This window comes from Rhizobium sp. WSM4643 (assembly GCF_025152745.1).
Classification (GTDB): Bacteria; Pseudomonadota; Alphaproteobacteria; order Rhizobiales; family Rhizobiaceae; genus Rhizobium; species Rhizobium leguminosarum_I.
Map to the genome: position 1 here is coordinate 1,184,082 of NZ_CP104040.1, position 22,798 is coordinate 1,206,879.

The following is a 22,798-nucleotide window of genomic DNA, read 5'->3' on the forward strand; positions in this document are numbered from 1 at the left end:
TATGGTCCGACAACGCAAGAATGCACAAATTCTGTACATAGTACCCAAAAGGATACTGTAAAATGTCATTGCCGCGCGCCAAGCTCGTCAAGAATTTTCCCGGCTGCCCGGTCGAAGCGACGCTGACTTACCTCGACGGGAAGTGGAAGGGTGTGATCCTCTTTCATCTGATGGAGGGAACCCTGCGCTTCAACGAATTGCGGCGTAAGCTGCCGGCCGTGACCCAGCGCATGCTGACCAAGCAGTTGCGGGAACTGGAAGAATCCGGTCTGGTATCACGCACCGTCTATCCGGTCGTGCCGCCGAGGGTCGAATATGCAATGACGCCGCTCGGCTTGACGCTGAAGCCGGTCATCCAGGCGTTGGCCGCCTGGGGTGACGATTATGTCTTTTGCAGCCCGGAAGGCCGCGAGCTGCGCCTGGCCTCAGACGGCCTGCGCGCTCCGGTCGCGGCGCTCGAGGCGTAGCGAGGCTGCAAAGACGAAGAGGCCGAGGAAGGATAGTACTGCACCGACATAACCGGTTGCCGCAAAACCGTAACCCCCGGCAATGACGAGGCCGCCGAGCCAGGCGCCGATCGCATTGGCGATGTTGAAGGCGGAATGGTTGGAAGCGGCAGCTAACGTCTGCGCGTCGGCGGCGACATCCATCAGCCGCGTCTGCAGCGCCGGGCCGGCGGCAAAACCGCAGCCGACGAGGAAAACGGAAAGCCCCAGCATATAGGGATTGGCCGCGGTCAGCGAGAAGGTGGTCAGCACGACGATATTATAGACCAGCGACCCGCCGATCGTGCCGAGCAGCGATTTGTCGGCGAGCCACGAGCCGATGAAATTGCCCGCATTCATGCCGACGCCGAAGAGGACCAGCATGATCGGGACGGCCGTTTCCGGCAGCAACGCCACCTCAGTCGTCGTCGAGGCGATATAGCTGAACATCGCGAACATACCGCCGTAGCCGACAGCGGCGATGCCGAGCGTCAGCCACACCTGCGGCCGGCGGAAGGCGCCGAGTTCGCGGAGGAACCCCGCCTCCTCGGAAACCCTGTCCTTCGGAACGTAGAACCAGATCAGCGCCACCGTCAGCAGGCCGAGCACGCCGACCGAGAAAAACGCCACCTGCCAGTCGAGCGACTGGCCGAAGAACGTGGTCAACGGCGTGCCGAGAAGGGTCGCAACGGTCAGGCCGAGCATGACGCGCCCGACGGCACGGGCGCGGCGATGCACCGGCACCATCGAGGCGGCGACAAGGGCCGCGACGCCAAAATAAGCGCCATGCGGCAGGCCGCTGACGAAGCGCAGCAGCGTGAAGCTTTCGAAGGTCGGCGCCATGGCGCTTGATATATTGCCGGCGGCAAAGATCAGCATCAGCATCAAAAGCAGCGTGCGGCGCGCCATCTTCGCGGCGAGCACGGCAATGACCGGCGCGCCGACGACGACGCCGAGCGCATAGGCGCTGATGACGTAACCGGCTTGCGGCGTGGTGACCGAGAAGGTGTCGGCAACGTTGGGCAGCAACCCCATGATCGCGAATTCGCCGGTGCCGATGCCGAAGCCGCCGCAGGCGAGCGCCAGCTGAACCAGCGCCACGGTCATTGCCGACGGCAGCGCTTCATCCTGGCTATCGATGGAAATATTGGCGGCAATCTCACTCACGAGAGCTCCTCGAGGCGGTTTCTGCTTGGCAATGACCCCTGGCGCAGGCGCAGCCGCGAGCCGATCGGTGGGATGGCGGGAGGTGGAGACGATGTCTCCGATAGGCCATCTATCCGTGAGGTCTCGGCTGCCGTCGAGTGCAATTTTTGCAGTGCAGCGTCCTGCTATCTGCATACGTCTATTGCAATTTTTGCATTTCTGTCCTTTGCCAGGAAAGATGGCTGCGCTTGAAATAGCCGGTATCGCAACCATCTCAGGGGCGAGGCAGGAGCATTTCCACGCCCGAGACGGGAGCTCTTATGAAGCTTGTAGGCTTTTTCAATCGCGACGGCGGGACCTTCAAGACCACCGACATGCCGGCCTATGAGAAGAGGGCGGAGGCGGCTTTCCGCGAAGCGGGGCACGATTTCGACGCCATCGTCTTCTCCGGAAAGGAAATCATTCCTGCCATGGAGCGGGCGGCCAAGCGCGATGATATCGACGGCATCGTCGCCGGCGGCGGCGACGGCACGATTTCGGCGGCGGCATCGATCGCCTGGAAAAACGGCATTGCGCTCGGCGTCGTGCCGGCCGGCACGATGAACCTCTTTGCCCGCTCGCTGCGTGTGCCGCTCGATATCTGGCAGGCGCTCGATGTGCTTGCCTCCGGCGAGATCGACAATGTCGATATCGCCAGCGCCAACGGCCGGCCCTTCATCCACCAGTTTTCCGCCGGCCTGCATGCCCGCATGGTGCGCTACCGCAACGCCTACAGCTACCGTTCCCGGCTGGGCAAGATGCGGGCGAGCACAAAGGCGGCTTTAGGCGTCATCTTCAATCCCCCGGAGTTCGAGGTCGAGTTCGAGGCTGCCGGCATGCGCGAGCGCCGCAGAGTGTCGGCGATCTCAGTCTCCAACAATCCCTTTGGCGAGAACGCGTTGCTTTACGCCGATAATTTGACGAGCGGCGAACTCGGCTTCTACACGGCAAATCCGCTGAAGCCTCTCGGCGTCGCTCGTCTCGCCATCGACATGCTGCGCGGCAAGGTCCGCGAGAATGCCGATGTCATGGTGATGCACCCGGCCGAAGTGCACCTGCATTTCCCCAAACTGCGCTCCAAGGCCAATTGCGTCATGGACGGCGAGCTGCTGCCGCTCGAACGTGACGTCTCGATCCGGTTGCATCCGGGCGAATTGAAGGTTCTCGTCAAACAGGGGCTCGCCGCTCAAGTGAATGCGGACGAACGCCGCGAGCCCGCCGCGTAAGTCGGCCCCGCGTAATTTCAGAGCCGCGGCAAATAGGTGCGGTAGTCGAAATCCGAAACGGTGCGCAGATGCGCGAGCGCCTCCTTGCGCTTGGTGTCGCCATAGAGCGCCTGATAACGCGCGCCGAAGATATCGGCGATGAAGGGCGAGGTGCGGAAGGTGTCGACGGCGCTCAGGAAATCATGCGTCAGTCGCGCCGTATTCGCAGGTGTGTGCGAGGGCGTCGTCTCTTCGCCGGGGTCGAGATCGCCGTCGAGACCGGTGAGCATGCCGCCGAGGATCGCCGCCAGCAGCAGATAGGGATTGGCATCGGCGCCGGCGACGCGGTGTTCGATGCGTGCGGCCGGTCCATCCTTGTCGGGGATGCGGATCGCCGTGCCGCGATGGCCGCTGCCCCAGGTCAGATCGACAGGCGCGAACGAGCCGGGCTGGAAGCGCCGGTAGGAATTGGCGAAGGGGGCGAAGATCAGCTGCGCCGCGCGCATGGTGTCGAGCAGGCCTGATATCACCGATTTGATGAGCTTCGGCTCGCCGCCCCTGGCATCGAGGATGTTGCGGCCTTGCCCGTCGATGATGCTCGCATGCACATGCAGACCGGAGCCGGCATGTTCGGAATAGGGCTTGGCCATGCAGGTCGATTTCAGCCCGTGGCGGCGCGCCGCCTGTTCGGCGACGCGCTTGAGATAGAGGCAATCGTCGGCGGCAGCCAGCGCATCCGCACGATGCAGCAGGTTGACCTCGAACTGGCCCGGACCGAATTCCGCCGTCGTCGCATCCGCCGGCAGGTCCTGCGCCTTCGCATAGGCCCTCAGCGTCTGCAAATAGCCATCGAGCGCGTCGACGGCGCTCATGTCGTAGAGCTGGAAACCGTTCGCTTCGCCTCGATAGGTGAGGCTTTCCGGCGGGGCAGGGCGTCCGGTCTCGCGCCAGTCTCCCGACATCACGTAGAATTCAAGCTCGGTGGCGACGACGGGCGTCAGCCCGCGCGCCGCATAGCGCTCCAGCACCGAAGCGAGGATGGCGCGCGGATCCATGAAGCTCGGGCTGCCGTCGAATTCGTGCATGGTGGCGAGCACCTGCATCGAGCCCTCGGGCGCCCAGGGCATCGGCGCCAGGCTGCGCCGATCGGGGACGACCTTGCCGTCAGGATCGCCGATCGTCAGCGACAGGCCGGTGATGTCGTCATTGTCGTCGCCCCAGATGTCGAGCGATTGCGTCGAGGTCGGCAGGCGGATATCTCCGGCCCAGATCTTGTCTTCGGCGCTCGGCGGAAGCTGCTTGCCGCGCAGGTCGCCATTCATGCCGACGATCAAGATCTCGAAACGCGGATCGCCGCCGTCGGCCTTGCCGTCCATCCTGTCGCTCGCCATGACCTTGAAAATCCTCCGGGACAAGGCCAAGCTCCTATCTCATCGATATCAGCCTTTCAATCCGCGAGGGTCTTTACCATCATGCCCGATACTTACCCACCCTCGAACCTTGCCGCGATCGACGCCGCGCACCACCTGCACCCTTTCGCCGACATGAAGAAGCTGAATGCCGAGGGCACGCGTATCATCCAGCGCGGCGAGGGCGTCTACATCTTCGACAATCACGGCAGGAAATATCTTGATGGCTTCGCCGGCCTCTGGTGCGTCAATATTGGCTATGGCCGCCGGGAGATTGCCGACGCCGCCACCAGGCAGATGAATGAGCTGCCCTATTACAACACCTTCTTCGGCACGACCTCGACGCCGGCGACGCTGCTTGCGCAGAAGGTCACTTCCCATGCCGGGGAGCGGTTCAATCACATCTTCTTCACCGGCTCCGGCTCGGAGGCGAACGACACCTGGTTCCGCATGGCGCGCGTCTATTGGAGCGCTGTCGGCAAGCCGGCGAAGAAGATCGTCATATCGAGAAAGAACGGCTATCACGGTTCGACCGTCGCCGGCGCCAGCCTCGGCGGCATGAAATACATGCATGAGCAGGGCGACCTGCCGATCCCGGGCATCGTTCATATCGGCCAGCCCTATTGGTACGGAGAGGGCGGCGATCTCTCACCCGCCGAATTCGGTCTCAATGTTGCTCGTGAGCTCGAAGCGAAGATCGACGAACTCGGCGAGGAGAATGTCGCTGCCTTCGTCGCCGAGCCGGTGCAGGGCGCTGCCGGCGTCATCATCCCGCCCGAGACTTACTGGCCGGAGATCGACCGCATCTGCAAGGCGCGCAATATTTTGCTGGTGACCGACGAGGTGATCTGCGGTTTCGGCCGGCTGGGCGCCTGGTTCGGCCACCAGTATTTCGGCGTCGAGCCCGATCTGGCGCCGATCGCCAAGGGGCTTTCCTCCGGCTACCTGCCGATTGGCGGCGTCCTCGTCAGCGACCGCATCGCCGATGTGCTGATCAACGATGTCGGCGACTTCAATCATGGTTTCACCTATTCCGGCCACCCGGTCTGCGCCGCCGCCGCACTCGAAAACCTGCGCATCATCGAGGAGGAAAAACTGGTCGAACGGGTGCGCGACGATATCGGTCCCTATTTCGGCAGGGCCTGGGCAGCGCTGGCCGAACATGATCTGGTTGGCGAGGCCGATAGTATCGGCCTGATGGGCGGCCTGCAGCTTGCCGCCGAGAAGAGCACGCGCACCCGTTATGCCAAGCCCGATCAGGTCGGTGCGCTGGTGCGCAACTACGCGCTGGCGAACGGCCTCGTGCTGCGCGCCACCGGCGACCGCATGCTCGCCTCGCCGCCGCTCGTCATCAGCCACGCCGAGGTGGACGAGATGGCGAGGATTACCAGGCTGGCGCTGGATTTGGCCTGGAAGGAGCTGAAATCCTGATGCCGCTCAGCCCGGCTGGTTGATCCAGGCATAGCCGAAACGATAGCGGTCGTCGCCGCGCCCATAGAAATAAGGCACGTCGATCACCGATGCCTCGGGTGCGGATGAGCCGAGATTGGCCTGCAGCCACTGAGCCATATCAGGCGGAAGCGCTTCGCTTCCCCCCTTCTGCGGGAGGAGCCAAACCAGGAGAAGTGGCCGCCGGCCGGAGAGATCCGGGTTGAAACCGGGATAATCCACCGAAAGGACCGGCACGCCGGGAATATCCTGCCTGAGATTACCGGCAAGCAGGCTGTCCCCGGCAAGGATTGCCGCCGGTTCGGCCTGTTTGCGCAATTTTTCCAGCATAGTGGCATAGGGTCTGTTCAGCCGCTCGTAATGGCCGGTGAAGCGTGCGGCCGCGACGCTGCCGTAGAGGGCCGCCGGCACGCCGATCATGATGACGGCGACGATGGGTATGAAACGCCGGAACGCCCTGTCAGTCGCGACGCCTGCGGCCTCGATCTTCAGGCAGAAATAGAGCGGCAGGATGAAGAGCATCGGCACCAGCCAGCGATCCTTGATGCCGGCCGCGCCGCCGAAGACGATCAGAAGCAGAATGCCGGCCAAGAAGACGAGCATCATCCGCTCGAGCAGCCGCGTCCATTCCGAACCGGCCACCAGTGCCGGGCGAAGGCCCTTGCCGAAGACGAGCGCGAACACCGCCACGGTCAATCCGGCAAAGCTGATGGTGGCGAGAGCCAGTGAACCGACGCCCATGGCAACCTGCGTGAGATGGCTCGCATGGCCGCTCGCGGTCATCTTCTCCAGCGTGCGCGCGGTGGCGAAATCGAGATTGTCCTTCAGCCAGAAGAGATGCGGCAGGATGATGACGAACGCCACTGCCGCCGTCAGCACCAGCCGCCTGTCGAAGATCCGCGGCCGCAGGCGCGCATCCGAAAGCGCGGCGATCAGGGCTGCCGCCGGCAGGATCGCAAAATTATATTTGGCAAGCAGGCCGAAACCGATGCCGATGCCGGCGATGAGATAGGAGCCAAGGCTCGGCCGCTTCAGGCTGCGAATAAAGCCGTAGAAGAAGATGCTGGCCGAGAAGAACACCGCGACCGTGTGCGTCAGGTCGCGCTGCATCTCGAAAGCCATCTGCGGGATGGTCAGCAGCCCGAGTGTGGCGATCGCCACCAGCGCCTTGTCGCGCAGCACGAGCCGCGCGGTCAGGCCATACAGCAGATAGGAGATGAATAGCAGCAGGTTCTTCACGATAGAAAGGGCGGTCAGCGAGACGCCGGCAAACTGGAAGACGGTGTATTGCAGCCAATTGTAGAAGGGCGGCTGCGGGCCGTAGCCAGCGGCAAGCCATTGCGAGCGGAAGGCCTGTTCGGCCTCGTCGAGATCGAGCGAATGCGAGGTTGCGAGCCGCACGCCGACCTGAAGCACGAAATAGGCCGCCAGCAGGACGAAAATCCAACTGATGTCGCGACGGTTGGTCTCGGTCATTCTATCTGGTCTCCGGCCGAACCCAGGCGTAGCCGAGCGCGAAATTATCGCCCTGGCGGCCGAAATAATAGGGAAGCGAGAGCGAGCCGATCTCCTGCAGAGCGATGCCGGCCGCCGTCAGCGCTGATGAAAACCGCTCCGGCATGACCGCATCAGCAGCCGTCGCCGTCTTCTTGCCGCGCCAGACGATCAGCACCGGCCCCTTGGCCTCGGCATAGGCCGGAATGCCGGGTGCCGGAAAATCCGGGATCACGACGGGCACATCGGGAAATTGCAGCCGCATGTTTCCGCCAATATAGGTGTCGGAAGCGATCACCAGCCCCGGTTCTGCCTGTCGCGTCATCTCGCGCGAAAAACCCGCCATCGGTACATTCGGCCTGCTGTATGCACCGATCAGCCCGGCGCCGACGACACGAAAGCCGAGCGCGATCAGCACGCAGGCCATCAGCACCGGCGCGATCAGCCGGAAGCGGCGCAACCCGGCGGAAAGGTCGAGCCCGGCCGCCTGCATCTTCGCCAGGAAATAGATCGGCAGCACCAGCAGGAACGGGTCGAGCCAGCGCTCGCGCACCGTGGTGGAGCCGGTGAACAACACGATCAGAACGATGCCGGCGAGGCTTGCGAGCATCATCCGCTCCATCATGCCAGTCCAGCGATTGCCCGCAGAAAGTGCCCGGACAAAATCCCGGCGGAAGGTGGCGGCGAAGATCACAACCGGCAGCGCCGCAAAGGCGATGATGGCGACGAGAAAGGCGAGAAGGCCTTTGCCGATCCGTACGGCGCCGGCCGGTTCACTGCCGGCAGCCATCTTGACCAGAGTGTCGGAAGAGGCGAATGCAAGATTGTCCTGCAGCCAGATCGCGTGCGGCAGGACAATAACGAGCGTGACGGCGGCTGCTGCCAGCATGCGCCAGTCGAGCGCCCTGCGCCGCCATTCGGCATCGGGCAGGATGGCGATCAAGGCGACGACAGGCATCAGAGCGAAATTATATTTCGAGATCAGCCCGATGCCGGTCGCAAGCCCGAGCAGGAGATAGCTGCCGATATCGGGTCGGTCGAGCGTGCGGAAGAAGCCGTAGAGAAACAGCGAGCTGGCAAAGAGCAGCGCCGTCGTGTGGGTCAGATCCTGCTGGGCCATGTAGGAGACTTGGGGCAGGGTGAGCAGCGCCAGCATGCCGACGGCGGCAAGCGCCTCGTCCTTCAGCGCGCGTCGCCCGGCAAGGCCGTAGAAGAGATAGGATAGGAACAGCAGAATGTTCTTCGGAACGATCAGCGCACCGATCGACATGCCCGTTACCGAAACGACGGCATATTGCATCCAGTTGTAGAAGGGCGGCTGCGGGCCGTAGCCTGCCAGCAGATATTGCGAGAAGAAAGACTGCTCAGCTTCATCGAGCTCCAGCGAATGCGGAAGCGCGATGCGCAGCGCGATGTTGAGCACGAAATAGGCCGCAAGTAGCAGGCCCGCGGTTCTGATCGTACTCGTCGCGCGCTCCAGCATCGTGCTGCCGGCTTAGGCTTGGCTTTGATCGTCGAAGATCTGCCGGACGATATAATTCGGAGAAGCGTCGTCGCGGTAGTAGGTACGCGCGATCATTTCTGCCAGGATGCCGGTGGTGATCATCTGCACCGACGACAGCAGCAGCACGACGCCGACCATCAGCATCGGGCGCGTGCCGATATCGTTGCCCAAGATGAACTTGTCGAAGCCGAGATAGAGCAGGATCAGCATGGCGAGCGCGCCGAGGCCGAGACCGAGCGAGCCGAAGAAATGCCCCGGCCGCGCCTTGTAGCGCATGAAGAACATCACCGACAGCAGATCGAGGATGACGCGAAAGGTGCGCGAAATGCCGTATTTCGAAACGCCGTGCTCGCGAGCATGGTGGGTGACGGCCATCTCGCCGATGCGCGAGCTCGGGACGACACCGGCGACCCAGGCGGGAATGAAGCGGTGCATTTCGCCCATCAGCTTTACCTGTCTGATGATCGAGGCACGGTAGATCTTCAGGCTGCAGCCGTAATCATGCAGCTTGACGCCCGTGATGCGGCCGATCAGGTAGTTGGCGCACCAGGAGGGGATCTTGCGCAGGAACAGACCGTCCTTGCGATTCTTGCGCCAGCCGACCAAGAGGTCGAGTTCACGCCGTTCCAGCTCGGAGACCATCGAGGGAATGTCCTTCGGGTCGTTCTGCAGGTCGCCGTCCATCGTCGCGATCAGACGGCCTCGGGCGGTATCGATGCCTGCCTGCATGGCGGCAGTCTGGCCAAAGTTGCGCTGGAGTTCGACGATCCTGAGCGCCAGCCCCTCGCCTCCGACGTACTTGCGGGCGTTGACGAGCGTCGCATCCGTGCTGCCGTCATCGACGAGGATCAGCTCCCAGGGATGGGTATAGCCTGCCATCGCAGCCACGACACGCTCGACAAGCGGGCCGACGCTTTCCTCTTCGTTGAAAATGGGTACGACCAGCGACAGCTCGAGCGATTGTACCGGATCATTCGTACCGCGAATGGGCTCTACCGTTGTCTGCAACTTCATCTCCAAAAGGCCGGACGGCCGAGCAAGCTTTACTGCTGCCGCCGCACTTGCGGAAGGCTACTACATGAAGTGTCGGCCGGTTGCCAGCGGCAATGGCGGTTTCCCGCAATCGGCTGATCTGCCTGGGGGCTATTTGGCGCCGCCCTCCATCCAGGAGTAGCCAATGGAGAAGCTACGTTTGCCGTCACCGAAGAGATAAGGCAGCGTCAGCGTGTTCAACTCTTGCAGATGAATGCCCGATCTCACGAGATCGTTGGCGAAGCTGGGGGAAATTGTCGGGTCATCTGCAGTCTCGCCGCGCCAGATTACGAGCACCGGTCCCTTCGCGTCCGCATATTCGGGAACTCCGGGACCGGGAAAGAATGGGATCACGACGGGGATGTCGGGAAACTCCAGCCGCATGTTGCCGGCCACGAACTTGGTTCCCGCCACGATGAGAACCGGCTTGCGGGTCGCGGTCAATTCGGCCACGTAACCGGAAAAGGGAACGTTCGTTCTCGTATAAGTGCCGATGTATTGAATGCCGACGATCCGGAAGAGAAGGATCGACAGGATGACGACCATGAAGACCGGCACCACGGGCCGGAAGCGCGCAAGACCGGCGGAAAGATCAAGGCCTGCGGTTTTCAATTTCAGGAACAGGTAGATCGGCAGGACGAGCAGGCATGGGTCGAGCCAGCGCTCGTGGATATCGCTGGCGCCGGCGAAGAGGACCACGCCGACGAAGGCGAGCAGGCTGATGACCATCATCCGCTCGATTGCCCGGATCATCGGGCTGGAAGAGGAGAGCGCGCGAAAGAAGTCGCGCCGGAAGGCGGCCGCCATGAGAACGATCGGCAATGCGACGAAGCCGAGGACGGCGATGACGAGAGACAGCAGGCCTTGCCCGATGCGGGGGAGGCCGGCAGGGGCCAGGTGTTCGGCGGTCATCCGCTCCAGCGTCGGCGCAGAGGCGCTGACGAGATTGTCAGGCAGCCAGAGCGCATGCGGCAGCACGATCAGAATGGCAAGGACGGCCGCCGGCAGCAAGCGCCAGTCGATGAGACGGCTGCGCCACTCCCGCTCCGGCAGCACGGCGATCAGGGCGGCAAATGGCAGGATGGCAAAATTATACTTCGAGATGAGCCCGATGCCGGTGGCGATGCCGATGATGAGATAGCTCCCGATCGTCGGCTGGCGCAGCGTGCGGAAAAAGCCGAAGAGGAAGAGCGACGTCGCAAACAGCAGCGCGACGGTATGCGTCAATTCGCGCTGCGCCATCAAACCGACCTGCGGCAGGGTAATCAGGCTCAGCATGGCGACGGCTGCGAGCGATCGGCTCTTCAGCACCTCGCGGGCAGCAAGCCCGTAGAAGAGATAGCAGCCGAAGAGAATGATGTTTTTGGGCACCGAGAGCACCCACATCGATATGCCGGTCACCGAAACGATGGCATATTGGATCCAGTTGTAGAAGGGCGGCTGCGAGCCGTAGCCGGCAAGCAGGTATTGCGAGTAGAAGGATTGCTCCGCCTCGTCGAGATCGAGCGTATGCGGCAAGGCGATGCGAAGCGCGATGTTCAGCAGGAAATAGCATGCCAAAAAAATGCTTGCGCTCGTAATGCTTTTGGTAATTCGCTCCAACATCGTCTCCACGTCAAGCCGGCAATGCGCCATCACGGCCGCTGGGATCGTCGACGTGCAAGCGTGTTCGCCGCCGCCGCCATCAACTCCGCCGTTGTGCGCAACCTTCATTTCTCCTAAAAGGCCTGGCGTCGGAACCGATGCCTGTGTCGACGCCAAGCGAGGAATGCCTACTACATGAAGAGTTCGATCGTTGAAAGCCGGCAATCCTGGTTTATGCGCAATCGCATGACCGTTCTGACGGTCGTCATCGTCGCAGCCTATGGCCTCTTCATCCAATGGTTCTGGGGTTGGCCTGTCATTATCAGGCAGTGGGCTGATGTCGGAGCAGGTCCCGTCGTCAGCGCGCTTGTGCTCCTGACTAGCACCTATTTCCTCCGCACCTGGCGCATCTACGATTATTTCCCGAAGGAAACGGCCGGCCGGTTCGCGGTGCTCTTCCGTGTCACGCAGATCCACAACCTGCTGAACATCATGCTGCCCTTCCGCACCGGCGAGACCAGCTTTCCGCTGTTGATGCGCACCGAATTCGGCATTCCGCTGACGCGTGGAACCTCGGCGCTCTTCGTCATGCGGCTGCTCGACCTGCACGCTCTCCTGGCCGCCGCCGGCATCGGCTTTGCCATCGCGTCAGCCGATGCGGTCGTTGCCTGGTCGCTCTGGACGGTCTTCCTGCTGCTGCCGGTCGCAGCTTTCGCTGCCCGCAAGCCGTTGCTGCGCCTTGCCGCCAGGCTGCTGCCGGAGAAGGCGCAGAAGTTCGTCGTCGAGATCGAAAACGGTTTGCCGCTCGACGCTATCGCCTTTGCGCGCGCCTGGGCGATGACTATCGTCAACTGGCTGGTGAAGGTGATGGTACTGGCATGGGCACTCGGCCTGATGGGGGTGCTGCCGATGGCGGCAAGTTTCGGCGGCGCGCTCGGCGGCGAGCTCTCCTCCGTGCTGCCGATGCATGCGCCGGGCGGCGTCGGCACCTATCCGGCCGGCATCACTGCCGGCGCCATTGCCTTGGGCGCATCGAGCGAGCGGCTGGCCTTGGCCGCGCTGGCGCAGGCGAGCGTCAACGCCCACCTGCTGATCATTGTCTCGGCCCTGACTGGAACGGCCATCTCGCTTCCCCTCGGCCGCCGCGGCAAGGCTAGGTCGTAAGCTCCAGGATGCGCTTGCGCAAAAAGACCTGTTCCGGCTCCTGCCGGCAGAATGTCAGCGCCGTCTCATAAGCTTGAATCGCCTCGGCCCGGCGTCCGAGCCGACGCAGAAAATCCGCCCGCGCCGAATGGGCGAGGTGATAGGTCGTCAGTTCCCCCTTGCCGAGAATGGCGTCGACAAGCGCCAGTCCTTTTCCCGGCCCCTCGGACATGGCGATTGCCACGGCGCGGTTGAGCTCGGCAATTGCTGAAGGGTGGGCGGCAATCAGCAGGTCGTAATAGAAGGCGATGCGCCGCCAGTCCGTTTCCTCGGGGCTGCCGGTCTTCGCGTGTTCCGCCGCGATCGCCGCCTGGACCGTATAGATGCCGATATCAGGCGCGCGCATGGCGCTGGCGAGCAGCGAAAGCCCTTCTGAAATCTTGCTTCGGTCCCAGCGCGAGCGATCCTGATCGGCAAGCAGCACCAGCGCGCCATCGGCATCCTGCCGGGCAGCACGGCGCGACTCCTGCAGGAGCAGCAGTGACAGCAGGCCTGCGACATCCGGATGCGGCAGCAGGGTTGCCAGCAGCCGCGCTAGCCGGATCGCCTCGGCTGTCAGATCGGCGCGGACGATCGTGTTTCCTGAGGATGCCGAATAGCCCTCGTTGAAGACGAGGTAGATGACGTGCAGCACCCGGTCGAGACGCTCCGGAAGCTCCGACCCGACTGGCACTTCATAAGGGATATTCTCCGCCCTGATGCGGCTTTTGGCGCGCACGATGCGCTGCGCGACGGTCGGCGCCGGCACCAGGAAGGCATGGGCAATCTCTTCCGTAGTCAATCCGCAGACCTCGCGCAGCGCCATCGCGGTCTGTGCATCGGCGGCAAGAGCCGGATGGCAGCAGATGAAGATCAGCCGCAGCATGTCGTCCTCGATCGGTTCCATGTCGCCGATCTCCGCTTCTGTGCCATCAGGGTAAAGGCCGTCTTCGATATGCTGCAGCGAGGCGTTGAAGCGCGCCCGCCGCCTGAGGTGGTCGATCGCCTTGAAGCGGCCGGTCGAAACCAGCCAGGCGACGGGATTGTTGGGCATGCCGTCAACCGGCCATGTGCGCGCCGCCGCTGCAAAGGCATCGTGCAGCGCTTCCTCTGCCCGGTCGAAATCGCCGAGCAGGCGGATCAGCGTCGCCAGAACCCGACGCGAATGTTGTCGGTAGATATCCTCGATCACCTGTTCCCCAACCACCTGTCTCAAGGGCCGACCCTCACTGCGACAGGGTGAGCAGCCGCACCGGGCGCAATTCGATCGACCCGACCCGGACGCTCGGAATACCCGCAACGACCTTGCGTGCATCTTCCAGATCGGCCGCCTCGATGATGTAGATGCCGGCCAGATGTTCCTTGGTCTCGACATAGGGGCCGTCGGTCGAAGACAGTGTGCCATCGCGCACCCTCAACACAGAGGCACAGTCAGGACCTTCCAATGCATCGGAATGGATCATGATGCCTTTGCGCTGAAGTTCTTCGTCATACTGGAAATGCGCCCTGACGAGCTCGTCGCCCTCGGCCTGGCTGAGTGTGCCGTCGGTATCGGCGGAATTATAGATGAGGCAGACGAAGCGCATGGCTATCTCCCATCCTTGATCGAATATGCCGGCCGAATTTCGACCGATGCATATTTGAGGATCGGGAATGTGGAAATGATCGCCTTCGCTTCCTCCATATCCCTGGCCTCGATCACAACGAAGCCGCCGAGATGCTCCTTGATTTCGGCGAAAGGACCGTCCGTCGCGGCAACGGTGCCATTGCGAACCCTGAGCGTCACGGCCTGCTCCGGCTCGTAGAGCGCCAGCGCGCTCAACATATGGCCGCTTTCGCGCCAGCGGTCGTCGCTGACGATGCATTCTTGGGTGACGGCCTCCCATTCCTCTGGCGTAACTTGGCTGCTCTTTTCGGTATCGAACCAGATCTGGCCCAGAAACTTCATGGCGTCACCTCCTCAGCGGAATTCATGGATGGGGCGAACCTCGATCGTGCCAAGCTTTGCCAGCGGAATGCCGGCCGCAACACGGATCGCATCATTGAGGTCCTTGGCGTCGATCAGAATGAAGCCGCCAAGCGCCTCCTTCGTCTCGATAAAGGGACCGTCGGTGACCGACATCTCGCCACCGCGCACACGAACCGTGACCGCCGATTGCGGCGACTGCAGCGCCTGGGAAACGATCATATGACCGCTGTCGGCAAGATCGCGGTCATAGGCGAGCGAATCCCGGTCGAGCTTATTCTTCTCTTCCTGCGACATGGCAGACAGCACCGTGCCGTCGAACCAGACCTGGCAAAGATATTTCATTCCTTGTCCTCCGTGCCGTGCTTTCACAGCCCTTGGACGAACAGCCTAGGCGCTTTTCGACAGGGAAGAAAAATATTCTTTTCATCGATCGCAATGTCGAAAGGCCGAGGCGGCGCTCGACAAAGCTTCGTCTGACAACATCGAGGAGATGGAGCAATGAGCATGTTTGAAATCGGAATAGCACATCTGATCGTCACACGTGGCGCAAGTACGATGCCGCCTGTTGAGAATGCAGAGGTGATAAAGGTGCTGGTGAGGACTGTGATCGTGCTGGCGGCGTTTGCCGGCCTGATCGAAGCGCTGCAGCTTGCCGCAAGCGCTTGAGAACAGTGCGCGGCCGCGCGGATAAGGCCGGCCGCGCGTGATATCTTATTGAAACGCCGTTTCGAAGAAGCTGCGCAGCTTGCGTGAATGCAGCGCTTCCTTCGGCATGGCGGCAAGCTTCTGGACGGCGCGGATGCCGATCTGCAGATGCTGGTTGACCTGCGTGCGATAGAAGGCCGTTGCCATGCCCGGCAGCTTCAGTTCGCCGTGCAGCGGCTTGTCGGAGACGCAGAGCAGCGTGCCATAGGGCACGCGGAACCGAAAACCGTTGGCGGCAATCGTCGCCGATTCCATGTCGAGCGCGATTGCGCGCGCCTGGGAAAGCCGCTTCACCGGCCCGCGCTGGTCGCGCAGTTCCCAGTTGCGGTTGTCGATCGTGCCGACGGTGCCGGTGCGCATGATGCGCTTCAGCTCGAAACCCTCATAGCCGGTGATTTCGGCAACGGCGGCTTCGAGCGCCACCTGCACTTCGGCCAGCGCCGGGATCGGCACCCAGACCGGCAGGTCGTCGTCGAGAACATGGTCCTCGCGCATATAGGCATGGGCGAGAACATAATCGCCGAGCCGCTGGCTGTTGCGAAGACCGGCGCAGTGGCCGAGCATCAGCCAGGCATGCGGGCGCAGTACGGCGACGTGGTCGGTGATCGTCTTGGCGTTGGAGGGGCCGACGCCGATATTGATCATGGTGATCCCAGCATGGCCCTTCTTCTTGAGATGGTAGGCCGGCATTTGCGGCAGCCGGGTGAGGGTGGCATCCGTTTCCGGCGCGTTCGAACCGGGCAGGGTGACGACATTGCCGGGCTCGACGAAGGCGGTATAGCCGTCGCCGCCTTCCGCCATCAGCTTGCGCGCCCAGCTGCAGAATTCGTCGATATAGAACTGGTAGTTCGTAAACAGCACGAAATTCTGAAAATGCTCGGCATGCGTCGCCGTATAATGCGACAGGCGGGCGAGGGAATAGTCGATGCGTTGCGCGGTGAACGGCGCAAGCGGCGAGGGCTCTCCCGGCGGCGGGATATATTCGCCGTTGGCGATCTCGTCGTCGGTGGTGTTGAGATCGGGCGTGTCGAAGATATCGCGCATCGGAACGTCGACGAATGCTGTCGTCGATGCTTCCACATGCGCACCCTCGCCGAAGGCGAAGTGCAAGGGGATCGGCGTCGCCGATTCCGAGACGATGACAGGAACATTGTGGCTCTTCATCAAAAGCGCCAGCTGCTCCTTCAGATAATGCTTGAAGAGCTTCGGCCGGGTGACGGTCGTCGTATAGATGCCGGGTGCCGTGACATGGCCGTAGGAAAGGCGGGAATCGACATGGCCGAAGCTTGTCGTCTCAATGCTGACCTGCGGATAAAAAGCGCGGTAGCGCGAGGAGATCGGAGCACCCTGTGCAAGTTCGGTGAAGCTCTCGATCAGGAACGCGGTGTTGCGCTCGTAAAGCGCTGTCAGCGTCTCGACTGCCTTGGCGGGATCATCGAAACTCTCAGGCTGGAAAGGTGGTGGAGAGGATACGTCGAGGGGCGACAAAGGGGAGATTCGTTTGTTCATGACGCATTATAGAGAGTTGTTTTTGACAAGCAAACGACGCGCGCCGACGGATTCCGATTTTTTATCCTCTTGCCGGTCTGGTACGAATGCCTTTCGCCCAAAGTGCGCAGCGGTTTCGGGACAACGACACGCATAAACCAAAGACCTAAAGCGCATCGCACGATGCGCTTTCGTTACCGCACCGTGGGCGCGCAGAAGGTACCGTTTCTCTCCAGGCAGGTATAGCTTGCCCCGAAATGCGACTGCGTACCGCCGCCGCCATTATGCACCACAACCGCCGAAAACGTAATCGCGAAGATCGCCGCAAACAGCGTAATGATGCTAAAGCGTCTTGCCAGAATATAGATGTTCATCCCCTTGTCCCCGATACGCAACTCTATCGTGAGAAGAGTTTTGGCATGCGACGGCTGAACGAGTGCTGAGATGCCGGTTCATCAGCCGTTCAGCTTGCTGGGCAGGGTCGGCCGACCGCCCAGGGCTTGGAGGCATGTCGGCGTCGACATGCTTGGTGTTTTGGATGATGGCTGCGCATGTGCGTTACGACACGCTTATAAGTTGGTTCGGCTATTCGTCGGCCGGCCAATCCCGCGCGGTATGGATGACACGCAAGATAACGACGCTTTCACGTCCCGCGATCGAACGCAGCTCATAGGAAATTATGTAGGGGAACCGGGTGAGGGATTTTTCGTAAGTGCCGGTTACCCGCCCTGGTCGACCGGTTGCAAATTCGCCAAGTTTCTTGCCGGCATCCTCGATGGCGTCCACGACCCTTTCGGCCGCATCGGGGCTGTTCTTCGCGATGTAACGCAGAATTTCGAGATTATCCTCGTGTGCTTCCTTCGACCAAAGAACCGGCCTCATCCGCGCGGAGTCTTCCTGCGCTTGGCATCCTCGATGACCTCACGCATTTCGGCGACAACCTGCTCGTGCGGTATAACGCGCCCAGCTTCCGCATCGGCCATGCCGCGCTTGATGCCCTCGATGATTTCAAGCTCGCGCTCCACATAGGCCGCTACGGCCTCGCCGGCGAGGAACGATTTGCTGCGTTGCGTATCGGCGGCAATCCTGTCGAGCTTTTCTTTTACGTCGGGGCGGACCCGAATTGTCATGGTCGTGCTGCCGGCCATTTCGAAAACTCCTGTGTTGAACTGTGTACAATTTAACACATGTCGGCCTTGCCTGCTATCCCTCGCGTTCTCTCAGAGCCGCGTCCAGGTCTGCGACTTGCAGAGGACCTTCGTCACGCAGCCCTGCATCCTCAGCGAATTGCCGGAAACCTTGCCTGCGCCGCTATAGGTCTTCTCGGCGGCCGGGTCGGTGATCACACCGGCATAGCTGCCACCGGTTCCCGCAAGCGTGCCGATCTTTCGGCCGGCATATTTGCCGGTCTTCAGCGTCACGCAATAACTGCCGCCGCAGGATGCGATCACCGCCGTATCGCCGGCAGCCGTCTTCCAGTTGCCGACGATCGGCTCCTCGGCATGCGCAACACCCGCGATCACTGCAATAATGCTGGCGAGAACGAAGCTGCGGATCATCTTTTCCTCCATGATGTCCTTGATCGTCGCGAAAATAACTGACGCGAACGTAAAGATAAATAAGGCCTATCGCTGTTCTGCGGATCGGGCGAAACGGCAGAAAAAAGCCTGCGGCGAGCTTGTAAAGATATCGCCTGCTGATTTCATGATGAACAATCCGTTTATTTTCAAATCTGAATCTTTCGTAAAATTCAATCGAAAATCCTTAATTCGCAAGGAATCTGATGTTTAACAAAAATCCAAATTTACCAAGCATTTGCACTTTGTTTGTCTCAAATTAATCATGCATTTTAGGCGTTTTTTGAAGGCCGCTTGGCATAGTGAAGCCATCAAACGAGCGGGGCAAACCCGCCGGACCGCAAGGGCTGCAAGCCTCGATAGACGGCAAGGCCCAGAGGTAAAACAGGGTAAGTCATAAAACAGGCTAACAGGGATAAAACCGATGGCACGCTTTGAAATGCACAATGCTGAAACGGCCACCATGGGTGGCGATAACAGCGCCGATGTCTTCTGTGAAATGGGTCTGATGTATGCGACCGGGCGCGGCTGCGAAGTCGATCTCGTCGCAGCCCACAAATGGCTGAACATCGCCGCAATCAAGGGCAACGATCGCGCCGCCGAGCTTCGTGCCGACGTGGCCGCCGCCATGGACAAGATGCAGCTCGTGGCAGCGCTGCGCGCCGCCCGCGAGTGGATGACGGTTCACTAGAACAGGATGATTTTAGGCCGCTTCGGCCTAAAGTTTGAATCCTGTTCTAAATTAAAGAGTTAGAGCATGAGGTCATCCGAAAACCGCTTACGCTTTTCGGCATCATGCTCTGAGACCGTCTCCGATCAGGAATTCGACAAGAGCAGCAATAACAACCTCAAAAAGAGGGGGCTGGCGGGCGCTTTGGACAGGGCCGACGCCGGGAGAAGAGAACCGCGACCGGATTTCCTCCACCGGCCGCGGTTCTTCTGTTTTATCCGCCGATCTTTTTCAGAACCTGCGGCAGAGCCTGTTCGAGTAGCGCCATGTCCGCCTCCGGCCCGACGCTGATGCGGATGCAGCGGTTGAGGGGCGCCACACCGGGCATGCGGATGAAGACGCCGTGCTCTATCAGGCCGTCGACGATCGACCGCGCATAAGAGCCGTCGCGCCCTGTGTCGATTGCCACGAAATTGGTTGCCGAGGGCAGGGGGATGAGGCCGTTCGCCCGGGCGATGCCGCCGATCCGCTCCCGCGCCGCATGGATTTTCCCGACCACCTCGACGAGATAGGCCTGGTCCTTCAGCGCCGCGAGCGCCGCCGCGGTCGCCAGCCGGTTCATGCCGAAATGATTGCGGATCTTGTCGAAGGCCTGCGCCGTGCCTGCCGTCGAGATCGCGTAGCCGGTGCGTGAGCCGGCAAGTCCGTAGGCCTTTGAGAAGGTGCGGGTGCGAACGACGTTCGGCATCTCGATCAGCGAGGCGATCGACGGCAGCGAACCTGCCGGCCCCGTCTCGCTATAGGCCTCGTCGAGCACCACCAGTGTCGTCTCTGGCAGCGCCCGGGCGAAAGCGACGATGCTGTCGGCATCCCACCAGCTTCCCATCGGATTGTCAGGATTGGCGAAATAGACGAGCGGCGCATTCTCGCGCTTCACGGCATCGAGCAGACCATCGAGATCCTCGCGGTCGTTTGCGTAGGGGACTGTCACCAGCCGGCCGCCGAAACCGGCGACATGGAAATTGAAGGTCGGATAGGCGCCGAGCGAGGTGACGACGGGCGCGCCCGGTTCGATCACCAGCCGGACGATCTGGCCGAGCAATTCGTCGATGCCGCTGCCGATAGCGATATTGGCGGCCGAGACGCCGAGATGGCCGGCAAGCGCTTCCCTGAGCGCGAAATTCTCCGGATCATTGTATTTCCAGATATTGCCGGCCTCCTCGCGCATCGCGGCAAACACCGAAGGCGCGGGGCCGAAGCCGTTCTCATTGGCGCCGATGCGCGCAAGGACGGCAAGCCCGCGCTGGCGCTCGATGGCCTCGGGACCGACGAAGGGAACTGTGGAGGGCAGGGCGCTGGCAAGAGGTGTGAAGCGCGAAAAGGCGGACATGCGAAGGCGGTTTCCGGGACATATTGACAATCGGCGCAACAATAGGCCCGGGCACGGCCAACGCAAGCAAGATTATTTCTGCAACAAGCTTGTTATGGGCCGGTTCACGCGCGGAAGATCGGCGCGCCTCGGGCGGCGATTGCTTCCATGTTGCCGACGAGGAAATCGGTGCGCACGACGCGGCGCAGAACCTCGGGATCCATGATGTTGATGAACCGCACCCCGATGCGTTCCTTGTGGCGATAGACCTCGGCACATCCGATGCGATAGGCGAGGCCGAGAATGTTGAGATAATAATGCTTCGGCAGACCGGCCGTGGTTGAGACGACGAAGGTGGCGCCGCCCTGGGAGATATCGATGATCTCGGCGCTTCGCATCGAGACGCCGGTCAGGCACGGCCGCACGGCGACGATGCGGGCTGGCCGCTTGACGATGAATTCTTCCCAGCGCAGGTCGTAGACAGCGGACTTGACCGTGGCAAGGTGTGTAGCGCGGAGCATAGTCATTCACATTCTCCGTCAGTCAGGACGCATTTGCGGTCTGTGATCTCAATCAGGCGGTCAATTGAGCAAGCTGGTCTTCATCCCGAGCAAGCTGGTCTTGCTCCGAACCAAGGTCACATGAATGTTTTGCGCATTCGTCAAATATAAAATTACAATTTTAACGAGCTCAAACTTTGTTCTTATGCGGGACGCCCTCCTGTCCATTATCGGGACGCAGGCTTCCCTGCCGAAGTGCCGTTTCGGCCAAAAAAAATCTGACGGTGAATCAGCGCTCCGCGCCGGTTGCGACAGATGCTGTGAGCGGGAAAGGCCGAGCAGTATCCGTCACACAAGAGCAAAGGCCGGGCGGATCGTCGGCCGTTCGATTTCGGCGCAATTTTCCCGAACTCTTTCAATTGCCGGGCGTTCTGCCTTGATCGATGAAGCACGGCGCGCTTCGAGTGACGACAGCGAGGAGTTGAAGATGACCGACGTCAAAATCCCTTGGAAATCATGGGTCGTGGTCTGCAACGGAGCCAAGGCTCTGATCATGCAGAATGCCGGCGGCGCCCAACTGATGAATCTGAAGGTGCTGGAAACTCTAACGCAGCCGAGTGAGCCCGATCGCGAGATCGGCGCCGACAAGCCCGGCCGCAGCCATGCCGCCGATGGCTTCAGCCGCAGCGCTGTCGAGGAGACCAACTGGCAGGATCAGGCCGAAGCCGAATTTCTGAAACATGTGGCGGAGAAGCTCGACGAGTTGGTGCAGGAAATGAATGCCAGTCGCATCATCCTCGTTGCGCCCCCGAAGGCGCTAGGCGCTCTGCGGCCCGCTCTCAGCGCCGATACGCAGGCGGTGATCACCGCGGAAGTGGCGAAGGACTATACCAATATGCCGGTCGACGAGATCGAGCGGCATCTCGCCGCCTGAGCCGTTGGAGCAATTCCAGGAAAAGTGTGAAGCGGTTTTCCGTCCGGAATTGCGTAGATACAGAAGGATAGAGCGGTTGCCACTCTAGCGGCACCCTGAGGAATCGCTGGTCGACCGCGTTTTCGTGTCATGCCGATGGTCTCTGCCCGGCAAACAGCTCTTCGTGATCGGCAAAGAGCGCCGCCAGGCGGTCGATGACGATCCTGACCTCCGGCCGTTGCCGCTCGTCGTCATGCGCAACGATCCACATCTCGTAAGTCAGATCGTCGATCACAGGCCCGGCGCGGATGAGCCTGCGCTCCTGATCGCCGATGAAACAGGGGAGCACGCCGCGGCCGGCACCGCCGCGGATCAGGTAAAAGAGCATGTGTGGCGTGTTCGTCCAACTGGTGATCCAGGAATCCGGCTGTTCGAACGTCCATTTGTCCGCCGGCGTGATGGCGGTATCGGTGCCGAGCGAGATCCAATTGCAGTTGGCCGGGTCATAGCTGGCCGCCTGATAAGCCGCATGCGCCACCTTGACCGAACGGCGGATCGCGACGTTGCCGCTCTCCGGCCGGCTGTGGCGAATGGCGATATGCGCCTCGCGATAGGTGAAATCGACGCTCGCATCGCATGTCTTGTAGCACATGCGGAAGCTGTCCTTCGGCGTCCATACGCTAGACAGATGGTCGGCGACGAAGCGTGAGGTCCAGCTGTCGGCGGCCGTCGAGACGATCGGCAGTGTCAGCACCTCGCCGCGCCAGTCGGAAATCGCACGCGCCGCATCCTGCATCAGCCGGACGCGATCGAGCAGCTCCTGCCCGTCCTTCGCCAGCAGATAACCGGTGGGGCCGCGGCTGAACAGCGATCGGCCCGTCACCCGTTCGAGCGCCAGCATGCGCCGGCCGATCGTCGGCGCGCTGAGCCCGGTACGCACTGCCGCCGCAGAAAGCCCGCCGCCGGTGGCAACATGGAAGAAAAGTTGCAGGTCGTCCCAGCTCGCATCTTTCATGGATGAAAACCCCCTTTCCCCAGTGCCTCTACATCGAGAGGGCGCGAAGGCTTAGCTCGAGTG

At 61.5% G+C, this 22,798-nt stretch carries 25 protein-coding genes; 7 read left to right on the forward strand and 18 right to left on the reverse strand.

Annotation, left to right across the window (positions count from 1 at the left end; genetic code table 11):
• Positions 1-62: 62 nt before the first annotated feature.
• Positions 63-467, forward strand: a complete 405-nt coding sequence (locus N1937_RS06070; protein ID WP_003557995.1) for a winged helix-turn-helix transcriptional regulator — start codon at positions 63-65, stop codon at positions 465-467.
• Here N1937_RS06070 and N1937_RS06075 read toward each other — a convergent pair.
• The gene (locus N1937_RS06075) at positions 426-1,652 is read right to left on the reverse strand and encodes an MFS transporter (protein WP_260057904.1); all 1,227 of its coding nucleotides are present in this window, start codon (positions 1,650-1,652) and stop codon (positions 426-428) included. The two genes, N1937_RS06070 and N1937_RS06075, sit on opposite strands and share 42 nt — an antisense overlap.
• Before the next feature lie 299 nt (positions 1,653-1,951).
• Here N1937_RS06075 and N1937_RS06080 point away from each other — a divergent pair, with 299 nt between their 5' ends.
• Entirely contained in the window at positions 1,952-2,896 is a 945-nt protein-coding gene (locus tag N1937_RS06080) for a diacylglycerol/lipid kinase family protein (RefSeq protein ID WP_017963622.1), read from the forward strand.
• 17 nt (positions 2,897-2,913) lie between these two features.
• Here the strand turns inward: N1937_RS06080 and N1937_RS06085 are convergent, their stop codons facing one another.
• Positions 2,914-4,266 (reverse strand): glutamine synthetase family protein, encoded by a 1,353-nt coding sequence (locus tag N1937_RS06085; protein ID WP_260059061.1) that lies wholly within the window; start codon positions 4,264-4,266, stop codon positions 2,914-2,916.
• 81 nt (positions 4,267-4,347) lie between these two features.
• Between N1937_RS06085 and N1937_RS06090 the strand changes: the two genes are divergently transcribed.
• Positions 4,348-5,715: an aspartate aminotransferase family protein gene (locus N1937_RS06090; RefSeq protein ID WP_260057905.1), complete on the forward strand. Its 1,368-nt coding sequence runs from the start codon at positions 4,348-4,350 to the stop codon at positions 5,713-5,715.
• 6 nt (positions 5,716-5,721) lie between these two features.
• Here the strand turns inward: N1937_RS06090 and N1937_RS06095 are convergent, their stop codons facing one another.
• The 4 genes from N1937_RS06095 to N1937_RS06110 form a co-directional block, all read right to left on the reverse strand.
• The gene (locus N1937_RS06095; RefSeq protein ID WP_170257639.1) at positions 5,722-7,209 is read right to left on the reverse strand and encodes a glycosyltransferase family 39 protein; all 1,488 of its coding nucleotides are present in this window, start codon (positions 7,207-7,209) and stop codon (positions 5,722-5,724) included.
• A 1-nt stretch (position 7,210) separates the two neighbouring features.
• The gene (locus tag N1937_RS06100; protein ID WP_260057907.1) at positions 7,211-8,710 is read right to left on the reverse strand and encodes a glycosyltransferase family 39 protein; all 1,500 of its coding nucleotides are present in this window, start codon (positions 8,708-8,710) and stop codon (positions 7,211-7,213) included.
• A gap of 12 nt (positions 8,711-8,722) precedes the next feature.
• Positions 8,723-9,739 (reverse strand): glycosyltransferase family 2 protein, encoded by a 1,017-nt coding sequence (locus tag N1937_RS06105; RefSeq protein WP_170257637.1) that lies wholly within the window; start codon positions 9,737-9,739, stop codon positions 8,723-8,725.
• A 135-nt stretch (positions 9,740-9,874) separates the two neighbouring features.
• Positions 9,875-11,368 (reverse strand): ArnT family glycosyltransferase, encoded by a 1,494-nt coding sequence (locus tag N1937_RS06110; protein WP_260059063.1) that lies wholly within the window; start codon positions 11,366-11,368, stop codon positions 9,875-9,877.
• Between the two features lie 174 nt (positions 11,369-11,542).
• Between N1937_RS06110 and N1937_RS06115 the strand changes: the two genes are divergently transcribed.
• Positions 11,543-12,511 (forward strand): flippase-like domain-containing protein, encoded by a 969-nt coding sequence (locus N1937_RS06115; protein ID WP_260057909.1) that lies wholly within the window; start codon positions 11,543-11,545, stop codon positions 12,509-12,511.
• Here the strand turns inward: N1937_RS06115 and N1937_RS06120 are convergent.
• From N1937_RS06120 to N1937_RS06135, 4 genes are read right to left on the reverse strand one after another with little or no spacing between them, the layout of a single operon-like run.
• Entirely contained in the window at positions 12,501-13,736 is a 1,236-nt protein-coding gene (locus N1937_RS06120; protein ID WP_260059065.1) for an RNA polymerase sigma factor, read from the reverse strand. The genes N1937_RS06115 and N1937_RS06120 overlap by 11 nt on opposite strands.
• A gap of 19 nt (positions 13,737-13,755) precedes the next feature.
• The gene (locus N1937_RS06125) at positions 13,756-14,115 is read right to left on the reverse strand and encodes a YciI family protein (RefSeq protein ID WP_260057911.1); all 360 of its coding nucleotides are present in this window, start codon (positions 14,113-14,115) and stop codon (positions 13,756-13,758) included.
• Positions 14,116-14,117: 2 nt separating this feature from the next.
• Complete coding sequence (locus tag N1937_RS06130; protein ID WP_162118990.1) at positions 14,118-14,477, reverse strand: YciI family protein; 360 nt, start codon at positions 14,475-14,477, stop codon at positions 14,118-14,120.
• Between the two features lie 12 nt (positions 14,478-14,489).
• Positions 14,490-14,840, reverse strand: a complete 351-nt coding sequence (locus N1937_RS06135; protein ID WP_260057913.1) for a YciI family protein — start codon at positions 14,838-14,840, stop codon at positions 14,490-14,492.
• A 156-nt stretch (positions 14,841-14,996) separates the two neighbouring features.
• Between N1937_RS06135 and N1937_RS06140 the strand changes: the two genes are divergently transcribed.
• A complete protein-coding gene (locus tag N1937_RS06140; RefSeq protein ID WP_168724952.1) occupies positions 14,997-15,164 on the forward strand; it encodes a hypothetical protein in 168 nt (55 codons plus the stop codon).
• A 45-nt stretch (positions 15,165-15,209) separates the two neighbouring features.
• Here N1937_RS06140 and amn read toward each other — a convergent pair whose 3' ends face one another.
• The 5 genes from amn to N1937_RS06165 form a co-directional block, all read right to left on the reverse strand.
• Positions 15,210-16,712 (reverse strand): AMP nucleosidase, encoded by a 1,503-nt coding sequence (gene amn / locus N1937_RS06145; protein ID WP_260057914.1) that lies wholly within the window; start codon positions 16,710-16,712, stop codon positions 15,210-15,212.
• Positions 16,713-16,885: 173 nt separating this feature from the next.
• Positions 16,886-17,065, reverse strand: a complete 180-nt coding sequence (locus tag N1937_RS06150) for a hypothetical protein (protein ID WP_017963636.1) — start codon at positions 17,063-17,065, stop codon at positions 16,886-16,888.
• Between the two features lie 211 nt (positions 17,066-17,276).
• Positions 17,277-17,573 carry a type II toxin-antitoxin system RelE/ParE family toxin gene (locus N1937_RS06155; RefSeq protein ID WP_260057915.1) on the reverse strand — a complete coding sequence of 99 codons (297 nt, stop codon included), beginning with the start codon at positions 17,571-17,573 and terminating at the stop codon, positions 17,277-17,279.
• On the reverse strand, positions 17,570-17,839 hold the full coding sequence (locus tag N1937_RS06160) for a CopG family ribbon-helix-helix protein (RefSeq protein WP_017963638.1): 270 nt from the start codon (positions 17,837-17,839) through the stop codon (positions 17,570-17,572). The genes N1937_RS06155 and N1937_RS06160 overlap by 4 nt, the downstream gene beginning before the upstream one ends.
• Positions 17,840-17,911: 72 nt before the next feature.
• Positions 17,912-18,250 (reverse strand): DUF2147 domain-containing protein, encoded by a 339-nt coding sequence (locus N1937_RS06165; RefSeq protein ID WP_260057917.1) that lies wholly within the window; start codon positions 18,248-18,250, stop codon positions 17,912-17,914.
• A gap of 442 nt (positions 18,251-18,692) precedes the next feature.
• Here N1937_RS06165 and N1937_RS06170 point away from each other — a divergent pair, with 442 nt between their 5' ends.
• Complete coding sequence (locus tag N1937_RS06170; RefSeq protein WP_018071017.1) at positions 18,693-18,959, forward strand: SEL1-like repeat protein; 267 nt, start codon at positions 18,693-18,695, stop codon at positions 18,957-18,959.
• A 253-nt stretch (positions 18,960-19,212) separates the two neighbouring features.
• Here the strand turns inward: N1937_RS06170 and N1937_RS06175 are convergent, their stop codons facing one another.
• Together N1937_RS06175 and N1937_RS06180 are read right to left on the reverse strand one after the other, a co-directional pair.
• Entirely contained in the window at positions 19,213-20,328 is a 1,116-nt protein-coding gene (locus N1937_RS06175) for a pyridoxal phosphate-dependent aminotransferase (protein ID WP_260057919.1), read from the reverse strand.
• A 104-nt stretch (positions 20,329-20,432) separates the two neighbouring features.
• A complete protein-coding gene (locus tag N1937_RS06180; protein WP_017963642.1) occupies positions 20,433-20,834 on the reverse strand; it encodes a pilus protein PilZ in 402 nt (133 codons plus the stop codon).
• Positions 20,835-21,294: 460 nt separating this feature from the next.
• On the opposite strand from N1937_RS06180, the gene N1937_RS06185 reads away from it, so the two are divergent.
• Positions 21,295-21,741, forward strand: coding sequence for a baeRF12 domain-containing protein (locus tag N1937_RS06185; RefSeq protein WP_162118997.1), 447 nt, complete (start codon positions 21,295-21,297; stop codon positions 21,739-21,741).
• Between the two features lie 127 nt (positions 21,742-21,868).
• On the opposite strand, the gene N1937_RS06190 is transcribed toward N1937_RS06185, so the two are convergent.
• Positions 21,869-22,735, reverse strand: a complete 867-nt coding sequence (locus N1937_RS06190; protein ID WP_260057921.1) for a LysR family transcriptional regulator — start codon at positions 22,733-22,735, stop codon at positions 21,869-21,871.
• Between the last annotated feature and the right edge of the window lie 63 nt (positions 22,736-22,798).